This window comes from Larkinella fluvii, assembly GCF_051857545.1.
GTDB lineage: Bacteria > Bacteroidota > Bacteroidia > Cytophagales > Spirosomataceae > Larkinella.
Genome location: NZ_JBPZHB010000018.1, coordinates 50294 through 71543 on the forward strand (window position 1 = coordinate 50294; position 21250 = coordinate 71543).

General features: G+C 51.7%; 14 protein-coding genes. 4 read left to right on the forward strand and 10 right to left on the reverse strand.

Features of this window, described 5'->3' with window-relative positions; translation table 11 throughout:
- Positions 1 to 89: 89 nt before the first annotated feature.
- From ACS5NO_RS31510 to purU, 3 genes are all read right to left on the reverse strand, one after another.
- Positions 90 to 1163, reverse strand: a complete 1074-nt coding sequence (locus ACS5NO_RS31510) for a DUF4421 domain-containing protein (protein ID WP_439418784.1) — start codon at positions 1161 to 1163, stop codon at positions 90 to 92.
- A complete protein-coding gene (locus ACS5NO_RS31515) occupies positions 1160 to 3994 on the reverse strand; it encodes an AsmA family protein (RefSeq protein WP_439418785.1) in 2835 nt (944 codons plus the stop codon). The genes ACS5NO_RS31510 and ACS5NO_RS31515 overlap by 4 nt, the downstream gene beginning before the upstream one ends.
- Positions 3995 to 4080: 86 nt before the next feature.
- Positions 4081 to 4920, reverse strand: coding sequence for a formyltetrahydrofolate deformylase (purU, locus tag ACS5NO_RS31520; protein ID WP_439418786.1), 840 nt, complete (start codon positions 4918 to 4920; stop codon positions 4081 to 4083).
- A 108-nt stretch (positions 4921 to 5028) separates the two neighbouring features.
- Here purU and ACS5NO_RS31525 point away from each other — a divergent pair, with 108 nt between their 5' ends.
- Positions 5029 to 6843 (forward strand): glycosyltransferase, encoded by a 1815-nt coding sequence (locus tag ACS5NO_RS31525; protein ID WP_439418823.1) that lies wholly within the window; start codon positions 5029 to 5031, stop codon positions 6841 to 6843.
- Between the two features lie 121 nt (positions 6844 to 6964).
- On the opposite strand, the gene ACS5NO_RS31530 is transcribed toward ACS5NO_RS31525, so the two are convergent.
- Positions 6965 to 8335 carry a DUF349 domain-containing protein gene (locus ACS5NO_RS31530; protein ID WP_138992878.1) on the reverse strand — a complete coding sequence of 457 codons (1371 nt, stop codon included), beginning with the start codon at positions 8333 to 8335 and terminating at the stop codon, positions 6965 to 6967.
- 71 nt (positions 8336 to 8406) lie between these two features.
- Here ACS5NO_RS31530 and ettA point away from each other — a divergent pair, with 71 nt between their 5' ends.
- The gene (ettA, locus tag ACS5NO_RS31535) at positions 8407 to 10074 is read left to right on the forward strand and encodes an energy-dependent translational throttle protein EttA (protein WP_421828025.1); all 1668 of its coding nucleotides are present in this window, start codon (positions 8407 to 8409) and stop codon (positions 10072 to 10074) included.
- A 59-nt stretch (positions 10075 to 10133) separates the two neighbouring features.
- A complete protein-coding gene (locus tag ACS5NO_RS31540) occupies positions 10134 to 10952 on the forward strand; it encodes an aminotransferase class IV (RefSeq protein WP_439418787.1) in 819 nt (272 codons plus the stop codon).
- 80 nt (positions 10953 to 11032) lie between these two features.
- Here ACS5NO_RS31540 and ACS5NO_RS31545 read toward each other — a convergent pair whose 3' ends face one another.
- Positions 11033 to 11587 (reverse strand): KdsC family phosphatase, encoded by a 555-nt coding sequence (locus ACS5NO_RS31545; RefSeq protein WP_439418788.1) that lies wholly within the window; start codon positions 11585 to 11587, stop codon positions 11033 to 11035.
- A 207-nt stretch (positions 11588 to 11794) separates the two neighbouring features.
- On the opposite strand from ACS5NO_RS31545, the gene ACS5NO_RS31550 reads away from it, so the two are divergent.
- On the forward strand, positions 11795 to 13006 hold the full coding sequence (locus ACS5NO_RS31550) for an AGE family epimerase/isomerase (RefSeq protein ID WP_439418789.1): 1212 nt from the start codon (positions 11795 to 11797) through the stop codon (positions 13004 to 13006).
- Between the two features lie 7 nt (positions 13007 to 13013).
- Here the strand turns inward: ACS5NO_RS31550 and ACS5NO_RS31555 are convergent, their stop codons facing one another.
- From ACS5NO_RS31555 to ACS5NO_RS31575, 5 genes are all read right to left on the reverse strand, one after another.
- Positions 13014 to 13808 (reverse strand): Rossmann-like and DUF2520 domain-containing protein, encoded by a 795-nt coding sequence (locus ACS5NO_RS31555; RefSeq protein ID WP_439418790.1) that lies wholly within the window; start codon positions 13806 to 13808, stop codon positions 13014 to 13016.
- Between the two features lie 278 nt (positions 13809 to 14086).
- Positions 14087 to 15436, reverse strand: a complete 1350-nt coding sequence (locus tag ACS5NO_RS31560; protein ID WP_439418791.1) for a Gfo/Idh/MocA family protein — start codon at positions 15434 to 15436, stop codon at positions 14087 to 14089.
- 9 nt (positions 15437 to 15445) lie between these two features.
- Complete coding sequence (locus tag ACS5NO_RS31565) at positions 15446 to 16162, reverse strand: 3-keto-disaccharide hydrolase (protein WP_439418792.1); 717 nt, start codon at positions 16160 to 16162, stop codon at positions 15446 to 15448.
- Between the two features lie 5 nt (positions 16163 to 16167).
- The gene (locus ACS5NO_RS31570) at positions 16168 to 17676 is read right to left on the reverse strand and encodes a RagB/SusD family nutrient uptake outer membrane protein (protein WP_439418793.1); all 1509 of its coding nucleotides are present in this window, start codon (positions 17674 to 17676) and stop codon (positions 16168 to 16170) included.
- 26 nt (positions 17677 to 17702) lie between these two features.
- On the reverse strand, positions 17703 to 21131 hold the full coding sequence (locus tag ACS5NO_RS31575; protein WP_439418794.1) for a TonB-dependent receptor: 3429 nt from the start codon (positions 21129 to 21131) through the stop codon (positions 17703 to 17705).
- Between the last annotated feature and the right edge of the window lie 119 nt (positions 21132 to 21250).

Consider the following 21250-nt stretch of genomic DNA (forward strand, 5'->3'; position numbering starts at 1 on the left):
CTCGAAAGATAATAATTTACAGAACATATTCTTGCCAATCTTCGTCTCCCGCGTAGATTATTGTTGTAAAGCGATATTCGCCAGAATAATCAGATTTTGATGGTCTCCGGCACGATTTTCCGCAACCGGGGATTTGCTTTGAAGCGATGGGCAACGGTCAACCGGTAGTTCCCGGTGTGGATGGTGTAGTTATAAACGGGTGTTGTGACCGACACCGAGCCGTTGACCCAGCCCAGCGTTACACACCACAGATTGCTGTTGTAGCCCGCAACGATCCTGAAAAGGAGATCCGGACGCAGCGTGCTGTAAGTTAGTTTGCCGGCCCCAACGATCTCTTTGCTGAAGGTGGCGTTCAAATTGGTCGTCAGCGAACCCGTGGCAAACCAGTGTTGCCGGTAAACGTACGTGTAGGCATAGCCCGCACCGGGGCCAAATTTCACAAACCGCATCCGGCGCACGTCGGCTTCCAGGAAAACCGGCCGCAAAACGGAGGGAAACAGCGCACTATCGCCCCGCACAATGCCGTAATACAATTGGAAGCCAGCCAGAAACGTGCCTGCTGATTTTTTCTGCCACTCATTTTGCACCAAAGCCGCCCGAAACGAAAACCGCCGAAAGTTAAATACCCGCCGAATCGATGCACCCACCAGGTAAATACCCAAATCGGGACGCTGATAGTATTGATCGGGATTGGGCGACGCGTTGCCCCGGGGAGCGAGGTAGTACCCTTCATAAAATTGCCCAAATCCGTCGACGACCCATTTCCGCATGTAAAGGTGCGTTTGGAGGTCAATGTCGCGGGTTTTGCCTTTCCCGTTGTTGTTCAGAAACGAAAGACCGTAGGCCAGATTCAGCGTCAGGGCGTTGAAGGTGGCACCAATGCCCAGATCCAGCGACGAATTGGGCTTGAAACGCAACGCAGGACTTGGAATAACCGGCGTTGACAGAACAAACGAGGTGTATTTTTGGGAAAGGTACAGCCGCCCCGTCAGTTTTCCGGGGAACGTCTTTACATACGTTGAGTCCAGTCCGCGGCCCAGGAGGCTTTGGGCTAGTCCTGGCAAAACCGTCCCGAATACCAGACAGACAACCGGAAAAGCGAAAGAAAACGCCCGGTTTACGGAGCTGACAAACCCACGATCACCCTCCAAACGTCGCTTCATCGGGAAAAGGTAGTGTCAATTCTGTGGCGGCTCAACTCTTCCTGCCATTCCGAACGAAGGGTTTGCTTCTGGGCTTCAAAATCTCTTCGGCCAAACATTTTCATCCGGTATTTTCCGAGGTCGCGCTGCAACAGCAAGTGGTTTTTCAGTCCGCGGGAAGTTCGGGTCGAGTCCGGTTCCTGAATCTGCCGAATGCGTCGTTTATTATTACCAAAAATTAAATCCGTCAGGCTGATTTCCACCAGAAAAGCGGCTTTCTTGTTGAGCGTGTAATCGCCGTTCAAATGCAGATACGACAGGTTGCTGGACAGATTCAAATCTGGCATCAAAATCCGGTTGTCGTGCAGCAAAAACTGGGCTTCTACGTCTTCAAAATAGATGTGGCTCGTCTTGGCCTTCGGCAAAAATCGCAGGGCTTGCTGAATGGGTTGAACTTCGATGAGTTCCATTTGCCGAATCGAAGCCCTGGTATAAGCCGTTATTTTCTTGATATCCGGCAAAAAATCGTTGTTCAATTCCGTCCGGAGCGACATAGCACAATCCACATTACCCCGGATGTTCTCGCTTTTCAGCACATCGATTCTCATTTCCTCAGCCGCCCGAAAAAGCTGGTGGAGATCCATCTTCTGGAGCGTTACATTGAGCGTTACCGGAAACCCTTCCGGACGACCCAGTTTCATCAAGCCATGGGAACCCAGCCGCCCGCCAAAAACATTCATCGTGAGCCGTTCCAGTTGCGCGGTTTCGTCTTTGATGACGGTTTTCAGACCAAAGTCGTCGCCTTTCAGCGTTTGGTAGTCCAGCTTGCGGGCTTTCACTTCCACATCAAACTGGTAATCGTTCAACGCGGATTTTTTTTGCTGCGAAACCGGCCTTTTGTAAGTAGCCTGCATGCTGTTCAATCCAGACAACAAACCCACCAGTCGTTGCAGATCCAGCCGTTCATACGACAGGCTCAAGGCCGCATAGGGTTCCTGAATCCCGTCCGGGGTCAGTTGAAAATGGCCTAATCCAGCAATTGAGCCACCTAAAGTAGTCCGGCAACGAAGCTGCGGAACCCGAACCCGTTCTCCTTTTTTGTGAACCACGAACGACATATCGCTCAAATCTTCCCGAGACGGCAGCCGAATGCGATCAATCCGAATGACGGCGGAATACTCGGTGCCAAACAGCAACCCGGCCAGCAAACTATCGGTTGAAGTCGGTATTTTGGGAGGAGCCGACCGCCGGTTCGACGGAGGGAGCGGTTTTGAGAAATCCAGTTCCTGCCAATGCGCAGCCAGTTTGGTCCGAACCGGGTATGTAGCCCGGTTGCCGCCCAGGGCATACCGAAGCAGATTAGTCACTTCGCCATTGATTTTGAAAAACCGCCCGTCCAGTTTCCCCACCACTTCCCGAATCCGAAGCATGTTGTTTTCCGGAATAAAATGAATATCCGCATTGAGCGCCGTACACCGACCCGACGGTTTTGGAAAATGAAGACAACCGTCTTTCACACGAAGCGTTCCTTTCCAAAAGGGTTCATTGGGAGAGGGCTTGATTACATTCGAATACAGCAGCGGGCTGCGAACGGCCAGATCGATGGCGGCTGTCCCGGAATAGAGCGAGTCACCGGGCCAGTTCATCAGTTGGGCCAGTTGTTGCAGTGATAAGTTCCCCTGAATGGTGGCATCGGCAACCGGCGACACCAGATTGGCCAGTGTACCGCGCACCACCAGTGTATCGTTTCCCGACTGAACCCGAAACTGCTGAAGCGTCAGTTTGGTGGTTTCGCGGGCGTTTCGGGCGCCGTTGTTCCAGTTTCCCCGCACCTGCACGGTTTGAAAAACCACCGGTGTTTTGGGCCAGTGGTAATTTTGGGCCTGTAGCTGAAAACTGATGTCATTGTGGGGCCGCACCGTCGTGCTGCTCTGTCCACTCATTCGAAACCGGAAAGCGACTTTTCCCTTCATGTCGGCATCTCCGGCATACCGTTTAAGCGAGTCAGGCAACAAAGCCGCCAGAAACTCGTGAGCCGGTTGCAGGCCGTTCAGACCGATGTTCAGATCCATGCCCTGGTTTTCGGGCAGTTTCCGGTGGCTACCGGTCAACTGAATGGGCAAACCATTGACCACAAGCTGGCTTTGGCTGAAAGTCCCGGTTTTGGTCGTCGGGTTGTATTCATAATGGACCTTGGCCGTGAAAGCCTGCGCCCGAAACAGCATCAGGTTCCGGTTTTTAATGAAATCGATCGCTCCCTCGACGGTCCCTTGCAATTGCAGTGTAGGATGGTTGAGATGGCCATTCAAATCGGCATTTCGGATGGTCATCGAAAACGCATTCTTTTTGTATTCATTTTCAACAACCACCGTGGCGTCTTCAATCCGGATTTCGGGAATGGCAACCGAATGCGTGTGGCTGGTGTCCGGCCGGTTTTCGGCTTTCCAGACCAGCCCGGTTTTTTGCCCGGTCGAATCAACGCGCTGGTGATACCGAACGCCTTTCAGCAGGATCTTCTGAACGGTTCGGCTTTCCCGGAAAATATCGGTGAGCCGGATCACCAGATTGGCCTGATCAACGCCCACAATTTCCATCGGTTTTGGCCCCTGGTTATCGTGGATCGACACATCGTTAAGCTGAATGGCCAGATTCGGAAAGTGGCTGAGCAATGAAAAATCTACGCCGAAATCGGCCAGACGCTGTTCGGAATGGCTGGCAAATTCATTGCGAACGGCCAGAATGACTTTTTCTTTGTAGACGGTTGTCAGCAAAAGCGGAATCAGCAAGCCCACCACCAGCAGAACACCAGCCAGAGCGGCTCCTATTTTTATCCAGTGAGAAAACCTCGCCATGCTTTTACAGACAGATCGTTGAGCAATCGAATCCGGCAAAATAGCCGGTTTTAACTAAACACCCATCGGCGGCACACTGTTCGACCCTACAGAATGATCGTCCGATTCTGGTGAATGAAAACGCGGTCGTTGAAAACCAGTTTCAGCGCCTGCGACAACACGATTTTTTCCACGTCTTTTCCTTCCGTAGACATATCGGCCGCCGTGTGCCGGTGGTCAACCTCCTTGATGTTTTGGGCAATAATCGGGCCTTCGTCCAGATCATTGTTCACGAAGTGAGCAGTGGCTCCGATAATTTTGACGCCCCGTTCATATGCCTGCCGATACGGGTTGGCACCCATGAAGGCCGGCAAAAATGAGTGGTGAATGTTGACAATGCGGTTCGGAAACTTTTTCACAAATGTTGGTGTCAACACCCGCATGTATTTGGCCAGCACAATGTATTCCGGTTCATAAATCGACAAGGTCCGGGTGATGGCCTCTTCGTGTTCTTCCCTGGTTTTGTGCTCGTGGGTTACATAATGAAAGGGAATACCGAACTTACTGACCAACGGCTGGAGCGTATTGTAATTGCTGACTACCGCCAAAATATCGGCATCGAGTTCATTAAAAGCATACCGGATCAGCAGTTCGGCCAAACAATGATGTTCCTTTGTAACAAAAACAATAATATTTTTCTTTTTTTTGGGATTAATACGGAGATTGATGCCCGGTGGTAAGGTCTGTTGTAAGTTATCAGACAAAACGGATGAATCATAGTTACCTTCGAACTCGGTACGCATGAAAAACTGCCGGTCGGGGCTTACGTATTCGTCGTTTCGGATGATATTCAGATTGTAATGCGCCAGTACGCCGGTGACGCGGTGAATGAGTCCCGTGCTATCGGGGCCGTCCATTAACAGAATGTGACGTGTTTCGGTTGCCATGAACGAATTGATAATTTGAAAGTTAGTGTAAAAGTAGTAAAATCACCTCGCGAATCGCCTTTCCCGACTGAATAAGGCAGGCTAGCCACCCTAACAAATTGTATGGCATTGGAATCGATGTTCTCTGCATCTAAGCGAAAATTATTAATTGAAGTGGCCTGGGAAGTTTGTAACCAGGTCGGCGGTATTTATACCGTCATCCGGTCGAAGGTGCCTTCGATGGTCGAGAAATGGGATAATGACTACATCCTGCTGGGCCCGTATTTTCCACAACGGGCCGCCGTTGAATTTGAACCGATTACGCACGACGACGGCACCGAAATCGGCCGTGTCGTGCTGAACATGCGCTCGCGGGGGCTGGATGTTCAATATGGCCACTGGCTTATTACGGGCAAACCGCGTGTGGTTCTTTTCGGTATTGCAAGCCTTGGAACGGCCATCGACCAAGTGAAATTCCAGCTTTGGGAACGTCACCAGATTTCGACGCTGGGTGTTGAGGATCTAGTCAATCAGGTGGTTGGTTTTGGTGAACTGGTGCGCATTTTCCTGACCGAACTGGCCGCTGAAAGTGCTAAGCACGTCGATATCGTGGTTCATTTTCACGAGTGGATGGCCAGCAGCGGTTTGCCGGATTTGCGGAAAGACAATGTGAAAGTCGCAACGGTTTTCACCACCCACGCCACCATGCTCGGTCGCTACCTGGCCCAGAACGAATCGGGTTTTTACGGCAAACTGCCGTTTTTCGACTGGCAGCGCGAAGCCAAACACTACAACATCGAGGCTCAGGCAACCATCGAGCGGCTTTCGGCGCAGCTTTCCCACGTTTTCACAACCGTCAGCGACGTTACCGCCCGCGAGTGTGAAGTGTTTCTGGGCCGCGTTCCCGACCTTATTCTGCCCAACGGTTTGAATATCGTCCGGTTTACGGCAGTTCACGAATTCCAGAATCTGCACGTCAAGTTCAAGGAACGGATTCATGAGTTTATCATGGGCCACTTCTTCCAGAGTTATTCATTCGATCTGGAAAAGACCCTGTATTTTTTCACCTCGGGCCGGTTTGAGTTCAGCAACAAAGGCTACGACATAACGCTCGAAGCACTCGCCCGGCTGAACTGGAAAATGCGCGAGGCCAATATGGACATGACCGTCGTTATGTTCATGATTACCAAGCAACCCTTCAAGTCCATCAACCCCGACGTGTTGCACAGCCGGGCACTGCTGGACGAGATTCAGGAAACTTGTAAAGCCATTGAAAATCAACTCGGTGATAAGTTATTTTTGAATGCCGCTTCCGGCGAAGACATCAATTTGCCCGACTTGAATCAGTTTGTGGATGAATACTGGCGGCTCCGGCTCCGGCGAACCATCCAGAGCTTCAAGACCAAGCAACTGCCGCCGTTTGTGACCCACGACCTGGTTGAAGAAGACGACATGGTGCGGTTTATCCGGCAGGTTCAACTGATCAACAATGCCCACGACCGGGTGAAAGTCGTGTACCACCCTGACTTCATTTCCTCGACCAATCCGTTGTTCGGGCTCGATTACGGCCAGTTTGTGCGGGGTTGTCACCTGGGCGTTTTTCCGAGCTATTACGAACCGTGGGGATACACGCCCCTGGAATGCGTGGTGCGGGGTATTCCGACCGTCACCAGCGACCTGTCCGGTTTTGGTGATTTCATTATGCAGATCATGCGGGATTATGAAAACCGGGGCATTTACGTCGTGAACCGGAAAACGCAAACCTTCAACGAAGCCGCCGATCAACTCGCCAACATCATGTTCCGCTTCGTCCGTCTTTCACAACGCGACCGGATTACCCAGCGAAACCGGGTCGAAAACATTGCCGAAGTCTTCGACTGGACCAACCTGCGTTCCTATTACGACACCGCTCATGATCTGGCGCTAAAGCGCAGAAAACCGTGATAGACAAGAGAGAAAAGACAAGAGAACAAAGACGGTAATACCACTAAAAGACAAGAGAGTAAAGAATTCCAGTGCGGTTTTCTTTACTCTCTTGTCTTTTCTCTAACTTCTCTATTCTACCTCAATATTGACTCAGTTCTTTATTGAACTCACTCAGTATCTGTTCCTTCATCGCAATTTTCCGTTTTTGCGTGTTCATTTTGCTCATCATCATTTTGTCCGCATCTTCGTTGCCGGGACGTCCCATGGTATCCATGCTGCTCATCGACATGGCCAGATCGCTTTTTTCGCGACGAACAAGATACTCCAGTTCCCGAACTTTCGTACGTATCTGCTCGGAGCGGCTTTTTAGTTCGAAGGCCGGATATTTGCGGCTGATGACACGTTCCAGATAATTCAATTCGAAAATCTTGTCACATGACGACCGGAAACGCTCCGAAACCGCTTTATCGACCAGTTTGAACGGAATCTTGATTTCTTTCCACTGATTCAGCAGTTCTTTCGCGCGGTCGGCAGCCGCCGGAATGTTCGACTGTTTCGCCAGTTTTTCGGCTTCGTCGGCCATTTTCATTTGCTGCTCCACGCGTGGGTCGATCCGAACTTTTGGCTGGATTCCACGCGCCAGGTTGTAGCGGTCGAAGATGGTTTTGGTGGCCCGGCGGTATTTTTTAAGGATTTTTCCGGATTTTTTGATCGGCACTTCGCCCACCTCTTTCCAGTCGTTGTTCAGATTCCGAACGAGGTGATAGGCTTCCGTCAGCACTTTCATGTACCGTTCTTCGGCGACATTAGCGCGTTCGAGGGCTTCACCTTCCAGTCCATCGCGTTTGAAGGGGCGGCTGCGGTCGGCTTCGTAAATGCTCCGCACGGCCCGTTCGGCCTGCCAGATCAGGTTATCATAGCGATCCATGCGCTCCTGAATCACCTTGTTCTGTTCATTGAAGAATTCGCGCCGACGCTGAAAAAAGCCATCGAGGGTATCGCTAAAACGCGTCTCGATGGTTTCGTCCAGTTCTTTATCGACCGGCCCGGTTTTTATCCACTTTAGCTTAATCTCCTGTAACTTCTCCGCCGTTTCGCGCCATTCCGTACTGTCGGCGACCTGTTCGGCTTCTGCCAGCAGAGCATGCTTGATTTCAAGATTTTTGAGCTGATTCGTCCGAATCAATTCGACCAGGACCTGTTCCTGTTCGTCGAGCCGGTTCAGCAGCGGAATGAAATTTCCAATCGCGTCGAAACTCAGTAATTTTTTTCGCAGTTGAACGAGTTTCGTCAGGTACGACCCTTTGTTCTGGGCCTCCTCAACTTCCTGCTCTAACTGGTTTACTTTGTTTTCGGCAATTGTAAACCTATTTTTGAAATAATCGAGCGCTTCCTGTTCTGTGCGTTTCACTTCACCGATTTGTCGGTCCGGATAGCTGAGGTAGCTCGATAAGAATACCTTTCCGTCTTTGACGTAACCGTATTCGTCTACCAATTGAGCTTGTTCCATTATTTTACTCTTTAAGACTAAGCTATGGGTTTAATTGTTGATATTTGCCACCTAAAAAAGTAATCAAACCAATGAGTCAGGAAACGATCATTTTTTCCATGGCGGGTGTCAGTAAAATTATTCCGCCAAACCGACAAATCCTAAAGAATATCTACCTTTCCTTTTTTTACGGTGCAAAAATTGGTGTTTTAGGCTTGAACGGTTCCGGTAAATCGACGCTATTGCGCATCATTGCCGGTATTGACAAGAATTTCCAGGGTGACGTTGTGTTTTCTCCGGGCTATTCAGTAGGCATGCTGGAGCAGGAGCCGAAGCTCGATCCGACCAAAACCGTGAAAGAAGTGGTGGAGGAGGGCGTGCAGGAAACGGTGGATCTGCTGAAAGAATTCGATCAGATTAACGAAGCGTTCGGCGATCCCGACGCTGATTTTGATAAGTTAATTGCCAGACAGGGCGAGGTGCAGGAGAAACTCGACCACCTGAATGCCTGGGAACTGGATAACCGGCTCGAAAAAGCCATGGACGCCCTTCGTTGCCCGCCTTCGGATGCGAAAGTGGCGAATTTGTCGGGCGGGGAAAAACGCCGGGTGGCGCTCTGCCGCCTGTTGCTCCAACAACCCGATGTCTTGCTGCTGGATGAGCCGACCAACCACCTTGATGCTGAATCGGTGCTGTGGCTCGAAGAACATTTGCGCCAGTATGCCGGAACGGTCATTGCCGTAACGCACGACCGGTATTTTCTGGATAACGTCGCCGGCTGGATTCTGGAACTGGACCGGGGCGAAGGCATTCCATGGAAAGGCAATTATTCATCGTGGCTCGATCAGAAGCAAACCCGCTTAGCCAAAGAAGAAAAGCAGGAATCGAAGCGCCAAAAGACCTTGCAGCGCGAACTGGAATGGGTCCGGATGGCTCCCAAAGCCCGTCAGGCCAAGTCGAAAGCCCGGTTGGGTGCCTACGAAAAGCTGCTGAGTGAAGACAACCGCCAGAAGGAAGACAAACTGGAAATCTTTATTCCGGCAGGCCCGCGTCTGGGCTCCAAAGTCATCGAAGCGCACGACGTTGCCAAAGCGTTCGGCGACCGGCTGCTGTTCGAACACCTCGATTTTCAGTTGCCACAAGGCGGTATTGTCGGTATTATTGGCCCGAACGGTGCCGGTAAAACGACCCTGTTTAAACTTATCACCGGAAAAGAACAACCCCAAAACGGCACGTTCGAAGTGGGCGAAACCGTGAAGTGGGCGTATGTCGATCAGGAACACGACGGGCTGGAAGGCGACAAGACGGTTTTTCAGACCATCGCGGGCGGTAACGAATGGGTAATTCTGGGCGGCAAACAGGTGAACGCCCGCGCCTACGTCAGCCGGTTCAACTTCACCGGTTCCGATCAGGAGAAGAAAATCGCCAATCTGTCGGGCGGGGAGCGCAACCGCGTTCACCTGGCCATGATGCTGAAAGAAGGCGCCAATCTGCTGCTGCTCGATGAACCGACCAACGACCTGGACATCAACACGCTGCGGGCGTTGGAAGAAGGACTGGAAAATTTTGCCGGTTGCGCCGTCGTCATTTCCCACGACCGCTGGTTCCTCGACCGCGTGGCCACGCACATTCTGGCGTTTGAGGGCGATTCGCAGGTCTACTGGTTTGAAGGCAACTTCTCCGAATACGAAGAAAACCGCAAAAAACGGCTGGGCGGAGATGCCACGCCGAAGCGGATTAAGTATAAAAAACTGGTTTAGGATTGGAAACCTGTCAGGTCTTGTAGACCTGACAGGTTGAAATTTTGGTATCACTGCACATGTACGGCTATTTCAACGGCTCCATTCTCCCCGTCGAGCAAATCGCTTTCGGCATCACCGACCTCGGACTGCTGCGCGGTTTCGGGCTTTTCGACTATTTCCGGACTTACAACGGACGCCCGTTTCAGTGGGACTGGTATTGGGAGCGTTTCGCGAATTCAGCCACCAAAATGCATTTGCCGGTTCCGATTCAGAAGGAGGAAGCCTACCGGGTGGTGATGGAGTTGGTCGATAAAAGCAGTCTGCCGGACGTTGCTATACGCTTCGTGATGACGGGCGGTTACAGCCCCGACAGCATCAGTGTGGTCAATCCCAATCTGGTGATGATCGCGGAGGAAATCCATCCGACCCCACTCAGCCAGTTTGAAGAGGGCATCAAGGTGATTCTGGACGACTACGTCCGCGAAATGGCCGAGGTTAAAAGTACGGATTACAAGCGCGTCATTCTGCTCGCCCAGGCCATCCGGTCGGCGCGGGCGTCGGATGTGTTATACCACAAAAACGGTGAGATAAGCGAACTGAGTCGCAGTAACTTCTTTATTTTCAAAGGCGACCGGCTGATTACCCCCAACCGCCACATTCTGCACGGCATCACCCGCCGAACCGTCATGAATTTGGCGCAGAACGATTTTGAGGTGGAAGAGCGGCCGGTTTTGCTCTCCGATCTCTACGACGCCGACGAAGCCTTTACGACCAGTTCGACCAAGAAAGTATTGCCCATCGTTCAGATTGGCGAACTGACCATTGCCGACGGAAAACCGGGTAAACGGACCTTGTTTTTGCTGGAGGAATTTAACGAACTGATCGAAAATTGGTAACAGTACAAGGACACCAGCGACACCTGACAGGTTTTGAAAACCTGTCAGGTGTCGCTGGTGTCCTTGTACTGTTGTCTTGATCACCGCTCATTGTGCAGTTTGAACGGTTCTACATCCGTCAGCCACGACAGCCATTTGCCCTGCGCCTTCATCACCTGCTCAATCACATCGCGAACCGCCCCACGGCCACCCGGCACGGGCGAGATGTAGTCGCAGACGGCTTTGATTTCATCGGCGGCATCGGCCGGGCAGGTGCTCAGTAGCGTAGGACGCGAAAGCACCTGAAAATCCGGAATGTCGTCGCCCATGTACAACACTTCAGCTTCGTTGATCTGATCGCGATTTAAATACCCCAGGTAGGCATAGATTTTCTGCTCTGTGGGACCACCCATGAAGATATCCTTGATTTTCAGGAACTCGAGCCGCTTGCGAACGCCAAACTGGCTTCCGGCAGAAAGGACAGCCACCCGGTAGCCCGAATGAACCGCCCGTTCGATGGCGTACCCATCGCGAACATTGAACGTCCGGTATTGTTCCCCCGTCTCCAGGGCATTCACACTGCCGTCCGTCATAACGCCGTCGACATCAAAAATGAATGTCGTTATTTTTTTGAATCGTTCCTGTAAAGCATCCATACTGATATGGTTAATGAAACTACTGATGGAAAAACCGATTAAACGGATCGAACAGATCAAAACAAATTTCAATCCGCGCAAATCCGTCTCATCCGTTGAATCCGCGTTCCCATCAAAACGGACGAAAGTACGCGTTCAATCGGTTTAATTTCCATTTACTCCGATTTTCTTATAGTTTCGGGAATGCCAATGAATGCAGATAATTGAATGGATTTCAGTAAACTGGCTGCTCTGTACCAGGAAAGCCTTTTCCGAACAATCATTCCATTTTGGACGAAACACAGCCGCGACACCCTCTGCGGTGGGTATTTTAATGCGCTTACCGATCAGGGAGAAGCCTTCGATACCGACAAAGTCATCAAACTTCAGGCGCAGCAAATCTGGGCCTTTGCCTTTTTATACAACGAGGTCGATGCCATTCCATTGTGGCTCGATCTGGCGCGACATGGGGCCGATTTTTTGCTGAAGTACGGACAACACGAAAACCGCTGGCTGGGCGTGGTCGATCGGCGGGGGAGAGCCGTGACACCAGCCGAGACCATCGAATCGGATTGCTCGGCCGCGATGGCTTTTGCCCAACTGTATACGGCTACGAATGAACCGAAATTTGCGAGCCTCGCCCGGCAAACCATGCTCTCGGTGGTCACTTACCGTCAGGAGCAACGCGAACAATGGGAAAGTCAACTGGGCGGTTTTCGGGAATTTAAACACCTCGGCGAACCGATGTTGCTCCTGAAAGCCTTGCTGGAAACCCGTGCTTTACTGGACCCGGATTTGTATAAACAGGCGTATGAAGCGGTTTTGAGCGAAATTCAGAACGAGTTTTTTGACAAACGCATCACGGTTTTGCGGGAATATGTGTTGCCGGGCGGTTCCTTTTGTGACAGTGTAACCGGACGGCGGCTCCACGGCGGCTACGGGTTTGAAACCGCGAATTACCTGCTGGATGCCGCCGATCTGGCCGGCAACCGGCGACTGGCGCAGCAAGCCATGCAGATGGCACTTCATCTGGCGGATATTTGCTGGGATGAACCGGCCGGCGGTTTTTTTCAGTATGCCGATTTGAAAGAACGACCCAGCGTATACAGTGAATGGGACCGGAAACTATGGTGGATTCACTCCGAAGCGCTATCGGTTTTTTCGAGAGGTTACGTCCGCACACGGCAAAACGATTGCCTGAAGTGGTTTCGGAAGATACACGATTACACCTGGTTACATTTCCCGGACAAGGCCAACAAAGAATGGTTCGGCGTCCTTGACCGGAAGGGGGAGCCGGTGTCGACGGTGAAAGCCACCCCCGAAAAAGGGTGTTACCATCTCGTCAAAGGCTTGTACGAAACCTGGCGGGCGCTGGAACAAAGTGCCGCGATTACGGACAAACCCCGCATGGAAACCCGGCTGGGTCGACCGTTGCGCTAAGCTGGTTTCAACGCCGGGTTTGAATCCCACCCGACAGCATCCGGTAGAGTTGCAACAGCTCCGGCCTGTCCGACAAATAAGCCCGGTGGAGACTCAGTGTAGTCACATCACCGCGCCGGGCGGGGCCGGTTTGCACCTCGGCCGGATGCCGGGCATCGAGTGCTTTTTGAACGGTTTCCTCAATCAGCGGTTTCAATAAATCAAACTCCAGGTTTTCAGAATCGGTCAGGTCTTTAGCAATGCCGAAGAGGTAATTGGTGAAATTGCAGGCAAACACTGCGGCTATGTGCAGCACCTTCCGCTCGTGTGAATTGACCAGATACACAATCTGGCTCAGTTCCTGCCCCAGCGCAATGAGCTGCTTTTCGGTGCTCTTGTCACTGGCTTCGATGCAAAGCGGAATGGTTTCAAAAGGGAGGGGGTTGATGCCTTTGCTGAACGTTTGAAGCGGGTAAAAGACGCCCGTCCGAACCGGTACGTCGCTGTAAATGTCCATCAGTTGACGCAGACTTTCCAGGGATTTGCTGCCGGATGTATGAACCACCAGCGCATTTTCGGGCAACACCAACTGGGCGGTCACTTCTTCCAAAACATCGTCTGGTATGGCCAGAACAAATAGTTCGGACTCACTTTCGGCAAAGTTCAGATCAGGATTTAACCGGGCATCATACAGCATCGAAATGAGTCGCCGGGCATTTTTTTCATCACGGCTATACACCTCACAAATAACATTACCGGCATTTTCGAATGCCATTGCCAAATGCCAGGCCAAATTTCCGGCACCAATAAAGGAGAGCTTCATCCAATCCGTTTCGTTTTAAGTATACCAATCCGAAAAAATAGTAACTATCTCATTATCATCTAACAGTGTTAACTAGCAAGCTTTTACCAATACCGCCATTACCTTTTATTTTAACTACAAGGAGCGGCACTGAGCTCTAATGAAATACAGAAATTTCAATTTACCTAACACTGTTAGATGCACACGCAAATATAGTAAACGCAAAATAACGCCCCAATCAGGTAGTTTTCTGATCGGGGCGTTATTTCATTTCCCGGATGACTGCCGGCGATGCCGCTTTATACTTTCGGCTCCCAGCCTTTTTCATAATCGCGGCTCCAAAGCTTCTGTGCTTCTTTATCGCCGATGATGTGGCCATTTTTAGGGTCAATTTTCAAATCACGGCCCACGCGCCAGGCAATGTTGCCCAACTGCATCGCCACCACACTTTTATACCCCAGTTCGACATCGCAGTTCGGACGGCGGTTGTTCTTGATTGCGTCCAGAAAGTCGGCAACGTGGAGATTGTCCATGCCCAAACTCGGGCTCGCCGTGTTCCGTCCCTGCACATCGCCTTCGCCATCACCGACGGATTTTATTTCCTTCACCAGCTTGCCATCCAGATCGTAGACCTTGTAACTATCGCCACCCGTGTCCAGACTGCCGTTTTCGCCGTAGAAAATAATACCCCGATCCAGTCCTTCGATTTTCCGGCCGTTTGAGCTTCGGGACTCCCACATCAGCGACACGCGACCGGGATAATCCATCGTAATCACTTGCGTATCGGGCGTTTCCCAGTCATCTTTGAACTCGTAGCGACCACCTACGGAGGTGACGCGCGTCGGAAAATCGACGTTCAATCCCCAACGGGCTACATCGACTTCGTGGGTGCCGTTGTTCAGTGCTTCGCCGGTTCCCCAGTGCCAGAACCAGTGCCAGTCATAGTGAATCAGTCCTTCCTTGTAGGGCATTCGCGGGGCCGGGCCTTGCCACAGTTCATAATCCAGCCAGGACGGAACCGTGCCCGGTTTCAAAACCGTTGCTTTACGCTTGTTTGTGTACCAGGCTTTCGCAAGATACACGCGTCCGATAATCCCTTTGTGCAACTGCTGAATACCTTCCGTCAAAACCGGTGCCGACCGGCGTTGTGCGCCCATCTGAACCACCTTGTTATATTTCCGGGCGGCCGCAATGGCCAGTTCGCCTTCGTGCGGATTATGGCTCAGCGGTTTTTCAACGTACACGTGTTTGCCGGCCTGACAACCCATGATCGTCAGCGGAGCATGCCAATGGTCAGGTGTGGCAATGTAAATCGCATCGATCGATTTGTCCTCCATCACTTTCCGGCAGTCTTTTTCGGATTTCGGGCTGGCCGTCGATTTGACCTTTTTGATGGTGGCGATGGCCTTCGGAATAGTGCGTTCGTCTACATCGCAAACCGTGGCAACTTCGGCGTTTTTCTGTCCGGCAATGGTGCCGCCCATGCTGTTTCCCCGGCTGTTGACGCCAATTGTGGCTACCCGAACCAGCTCATTCGCCCCGATGATGCGGTTATAGCTTTTGGCACTGAATCCGAAGGCCGTTCCACCGACGGCCAGGCTGGCCGAACCGGCGGCTATTTTCTTAATAAATTCGCGTCTTTTTTCCATGCGCAGGTCTTATAACTCTTTGATTTTGATATTTTTAAACGAAACCTCACCGCCATGTTCCTGCAACAGAATATGGCCTTTTTCAACCGTTCCAAAGGCGGGTTCGGCTTTGTTGAACTTACTCAGCGCAACCGCATCCGTGAACGCCTGACTGCCGCGTGTAAACTCCAGAATCTTCACGTCATTTAGCCAGTGTTCCACTTTTTTGGCTTTGGAAACGATTCGCACTGTATTCCACTGACCCGGTTCGTGCGTCTTTTTCAGAGCCGCATTGGGCGGTATGACATCATAAAAAGAACCCGTCAGGTGGTTTTCCTTCTTGTTGTCTTCCGCCAGTTTATCATCCAGAAGCTGGTATTCCATGCCCAGATTACCGCCTTTATCGTATTTCGTGTAAAAATACTTGACGCCACTGTTGCCAGTCGGTTCGATATTGTAATCGAACCTCAGATCAAAATCCGAATACTGGTTTTCGCTGACAATATCCCCGCCTTTACCGCCTTTTTTGGCCGTGAGTGTACCGTCTTTGATTTCCCAACCCGCCGGAACCGGATTTCCCGAAGGGGTTTTCCAGCCCGCCGAACTCGTGCCGTCGAACAGCAGAACCCACCCGTCCTTTTTTTCTTTCGTAGTCAATGTGTTGGCCTTCTGGGAAAAAACCGCCGTTGGCAGCAGCATTCCGAGCGTCAAAATGCCTAAAAGTCCTGGTATCGTCCGTGTTTTCATGCGTCTCAATAGCCGGGGTTTTGCTTGATTTTATCCGGATTCGATTGAATAACCGACAACGGAATCGGAAACAGCAGCATGTTGTCGCTCCAGGAAGCCGGGTTGAATCCATTCTGTTCTTTCTGCTCCTGCGACATCACGGTTTTGGCCCGTTCCGTTCTGACCAGATCGAACCACCGGTGATTTTCAAAAGCCAACTCGACCCGTCGCTCTTTTTCAATGGCCAGTAAGAACGCTTCACTGGAGGTAAAAGGCGGATAATCAGCCAGTATACTTGCCGAACCGCCGGTGCTGTTCCGGGCGCGCTGGCGAATTTTATTGAGATAAACGAGGGCCGTTTCGGGCTGCTTGCCCTGCCGAACGAGTGCTTCGGCGTAGAGCAGGTAGACGTCGGCCAGCCGGAGTTCGATCCAGTTGTTGTCGTTGTCGGAACCCGCAAACGAGACGTCGTAGTATTTCCGGACGTATTTCTCGTTCACCGTGTTACCACCCGGCACCGCCACGTAGTTATCGCTCATGGATATGGTTTTCCGCGGATCACCAGTTTCGTAAGCTGCCGACATCGACGGCGTTGGCGCATTAAAACCGCTTTTGTCGCCGATCAGAACCACTTCCCGGTTCGAAAACCGGGGCGCAAAATCATTATTCCAGGGGCTGCCCGTCGTGGTTCCGCCTTTTTTGTATTGAATCTCGAACAACGATTCGGTACTGTTTTCATTTTTTACATCGAACAGTGCCTTGTAATCCGGCACCAGCGAATACGTTGACATATTAATCACTTCCAGGGCTTTAGCTTCCGCCAGGGCGTAATGCGATGCGCCTTTTTTCAGAGGATAACCGGCCATGGTCATGTACACTTTCGCCAGCAGCCCTTTGGCACCGCCCACCGTGACACGTCCTTTGTCGATCGCTGCGTACGAAACCGGCAGATTGGCTTCGGCGAATTTCAGATCCTCGACGATAAAGTCATACATTTCCTGCGTCGACGTGCGCCCGACGGCATAGGCTTCCGAGACAGACAACTGCTTGTCGACTTTCGGCACATCGCCGTAGACGCGAACCAGCCAGAAATACATCAGCGCCCGAACGAATCTGGCCTCCGCCTTATACTGTTCTTTCAGTTTTGGATCTTTGAACGGTACGGCGTCGATTTTATCCAGCACGATATTGCACCGCAGAATGGTGTTGTAAACGTTGTTCCAGAAATTCAGAACAAACGTATTGTCGGACAACATCACATCCCCGAAATTGTCGATGGACGTCATGTTTTTGGAGTCGCCCGGCACCCAGGAAAACGTGGTGTTGTCGGAACGAACTTCGCCCATGTAGATAAAAAGCTGGTTGTAGACATTCCGCAGCGACGCATAAGGCGACATAACCGCCTGATTCATATCCTGTTCGGTTTTGTAAAATACGCCCGCGTTCATGTCCGAAATGGGCTGGAGGTCGATAAATTCCTCCTTGCAGGAGAAAGAAACCGCAATGAGCAGGACGAGTATAAGAATTCGTTTCATGTTCCAGAAGTTTGACGATCAGGTAATTAAAAACTTACGTTAAGACCAGCAATGATGGTGCGGGCGGCCGGGTAGCCCAGGTAATCACCGCCCCGCGACAACCCGTCGCCCTGACTGCTCGTTTCCGGATCGAAGCCCGGATATTTTGTGAAGGTGTACAGGTTTTGCCCCGTCACGTAAACCCGTAAGCCCTTGACGTGCAGGCGCTGTGTGAGGGCCGGTGCAAAATTGTAGCCCAGCGAAACATTCCGGATGCGCAGGAACGAGCCGTCTTCTACCCAGTAGCTGGAAGGCTCTTTTTGCAAGCCTTTCGGATCGCGGTTGGCCCGCAGAATGTCGCCCGATCCCGGGTCACTTTCCGACCGCCAGCGATCGATCAGCTTGGCCCGCCCGTTCCGGTCGCCGTGGTAAATACCGACCATCCGGTTGAAAAAACTAAACAGTTTAGCACCCTGCGAACCGGTCAACTGCACATTCAGGTCAAAGCGGTTATACGAAAAATCGTTGCTGAAACCGTACATAAACTTCGGCTGGTTGTTGCCCAGATAGGTTTTGTCAGCCGCACTGATCACGCCGTCTTTGTTGATATCGATGTAGCGCGGATCGCCGGGGTGGTCGTTCGCCAAATGGGGCGCGGCATCCAGTTCCGACTGGTTTTTGAAGACGCCGTCGTACTGGTAGCCGTAGAACGTGGCAATGGGCTGGCCAATCGTCGTAATAAACGTATTGTTGGCATTGGGCGCACCCGCATAAATCGGCAGTCGATCCGGCCCCAGCGCCAGCACTTTATTTCTGTTGAAAGAAATGTTGAAATCCGTCGACCATTTCAGTTTGCCGATCAGGTTACGGGTTCTCACCAGGTATTCCATGCCTTTGTTTTCCACCTGCCCGATGTTCTGAAGCTGCGTCGCGTAGCCGGTCAGCGTCGGAACCGGCACGTTCAGCAGCAGATCGACCGACCGGCTGATGTAGAAATCAGCTTCCACCTGAATCCGTCCGTTCAGTAAGCCCAGGTCAAAACCAAGGTTCCATTGCCGGGTTTTCTCCCAGCCCAGATCGGGGTTCGGATAATTGATCGGATTGACAGAATTGACCAGACTGTTGTTCAGGATGTAATAATTGGAACTGGTGCGGGCAATGGCGTCGTAATTTCCGATGCGGTTATTGCCGACCAGACCCCAGCTCGCCCGCAGTTTCAGGTCCGTAATTTGCCGGATGTCCTGCATGAACGGTTCGCTGCTCACCCGCCAGCCAACCGAAAGCGACGGAAACGTCCCCCATTTGTTGTTGGCCCCAAATTTGGACGAACCGTCGGTCCGGATGCTGGCCGTCAGCAGGTATTTTTCATCGTACGCGTACGTAAACCGGCCTAAATATGAAATCAGTGAGTTACGGAATTCCGTATTCGTTCCGCCCACGATTTGCCCGGCATTCAGGGTCCGGATCACGTCGTTGGGAAAATTCTGGGCCATCACCTGCGTGTACTCACCGAAGGTTTTCTGAGCCGTATAACCGGCTAACAGGCCAATGGCATGCTTGTTGAACAGCGTTTTGTTGTAATTCAACGTGTGTTCGATCAGCCAGTTGCGGTCCAGCCAGGTTTCATTCCGGGCATCGGCGGTTTTGGGCGCGCGCGAACCGTCGGTGTCGACAAACGAAGGGCGGTAGTATTTCAACCGTTTGTTTTCCAGTGAGCCGTTCAGGCTAATCCGGTATCTCAAGCCTTCGATGATTTCATACTGCCCGTAGACCGAGGCAATGAGTCCGTTTCTAGTCGTAAAATTGGTTATGTTTTCCGCAATGCCGACCGGGTTGGCAACGTCACCCGCCCAGATTTCCGGATTCCGAACCTGCGAACCGTACGTACCATCGGCGTTTCTGAGCGGATAAATCGGCGGCAGATAAACCGCATACGCCAGCGGACTGTCTTTTCCGTCGTCGACGTTGTTGTTCTCCGAATAATACGCGCTGATCGTGGTGCCGATTTCCAGTTTTTTGCTGATGTTCGACGTAATGTTCGCCCGCAAATTGTACCGTTTGAAGTCGGTTTTGATCTGAATACCGTCCTGATTCGTATACCCTGCGGAAATGGCATACCGGGTTTTTTCAACGCCCCCGGTTACGGAAAGCTCGTGCCGCTGCGTTGCAGCAGTTCGGAAGATTTGGTCCTGCCAGTTGATGTCCGCAAACTGGCTCGGATCGTTAAAACTTTCGGGAATGACGTAAAAGCTGGAGTTCGTATATTTTTGGCGGATGGAATTGGGATCATTGATGGTATGCGGAGCGTCACCGGCCATCGGTGCCCGATCCAGCCAGGCCTGGTTGTGGCCGTCTTTAAAAAACTCAATGTATTCGCGGGTGTTCATCATGTCCATTTTTCTGGCAACCTGCTGAATCCCGTAAAATGCGTTGTAAGAGATGGTTGGAGCGCCAATGCTCCCTTTTTTCGTCGTAACGATAATAACGCCATTGGAACCCCGCGAACCGTAAATGGCGGTTGAAGAGGCATCTTTCAACACCTGAATGCTTTCAATGTCGGACGGGTTCACCAGCGAAAACGCACTGCCTTCAATCGGATAACCGTCGATGACGTAGAGGGGCGTATTCCCCGCCGTAATCGAACCCGTTCCCCGTACCCGAACCGACAGGCCTTCGCCACCCGGAGCGCCGTTGATCTGCTGCACCTGCACGCCCGCCATCTGGCCCACCAGCGCTTCACCATAGGAAACCGCTGCCTTGTTTTTGAATTTGTCCGCCGAAATGGTCGCAATGGCCCCGGTTAGATCGGCTTTTTTCTGGGTGCCGTATCCCACAACGACCACTTCACTCAGCGTTTTGTCGTCGGACTTCAGCGTGATCGTAAACGTGGTCTGGCTGTTAACCGGAACTTCCTGGTTCACAAAACCAACGTAGGAAAACACCAGCACCGATTTGGTATCCGGCACCGAAAGGCGAAAAGCGCCTTCGGCATCGGTGGACGTGCCTTTGGTCGTGCCTTTCACCACCACACTCACCCCCGGAAGGGCCAGCCCGGCTTCATCCCGCACGGTTCCGCTGACGGTTTGCTCGACCGAAGCCACAAAAGCCGTGTTTTCATTGGCTACCGGAAGGGAAGACTCGGGTTTGGAAGGTTCCGGAATCGGCGAGATAACAATCTGTCGTCCAATGACTTCATAACGAAGCCGAAGCGGTTTTACCACTTTGTCCAAAACCGTCCCCAGCGATTCGTTGGACACACTAATGGTCGTTTTTCGGTCGAAGGGAATCTCCCGGGGCCGGAACGCAAACCGAATGTTGGTCTGGTTTTCGATTTCTTTCAGCACCTTGCGTAAGCCCTGATTTTCAAACCGAAAGCTTACCCGCTTATTCAATACTTCCTGGGCGGTGGCGTCATAGGCCAGCGAAACACCCGTACAAATCATGGCCAGAATAACCTGGGCCAGCGAGAGTTTCATGAGTAATAGCAGGGTTTGGATTGGTATTGGTTTTTTCATTAGCTTTAAAGGTTTTGTTAAATTTTTGGACAAAACAACCCTCTTCATCCTGAAAAGGACGACGGCAAAACCAGCGCATC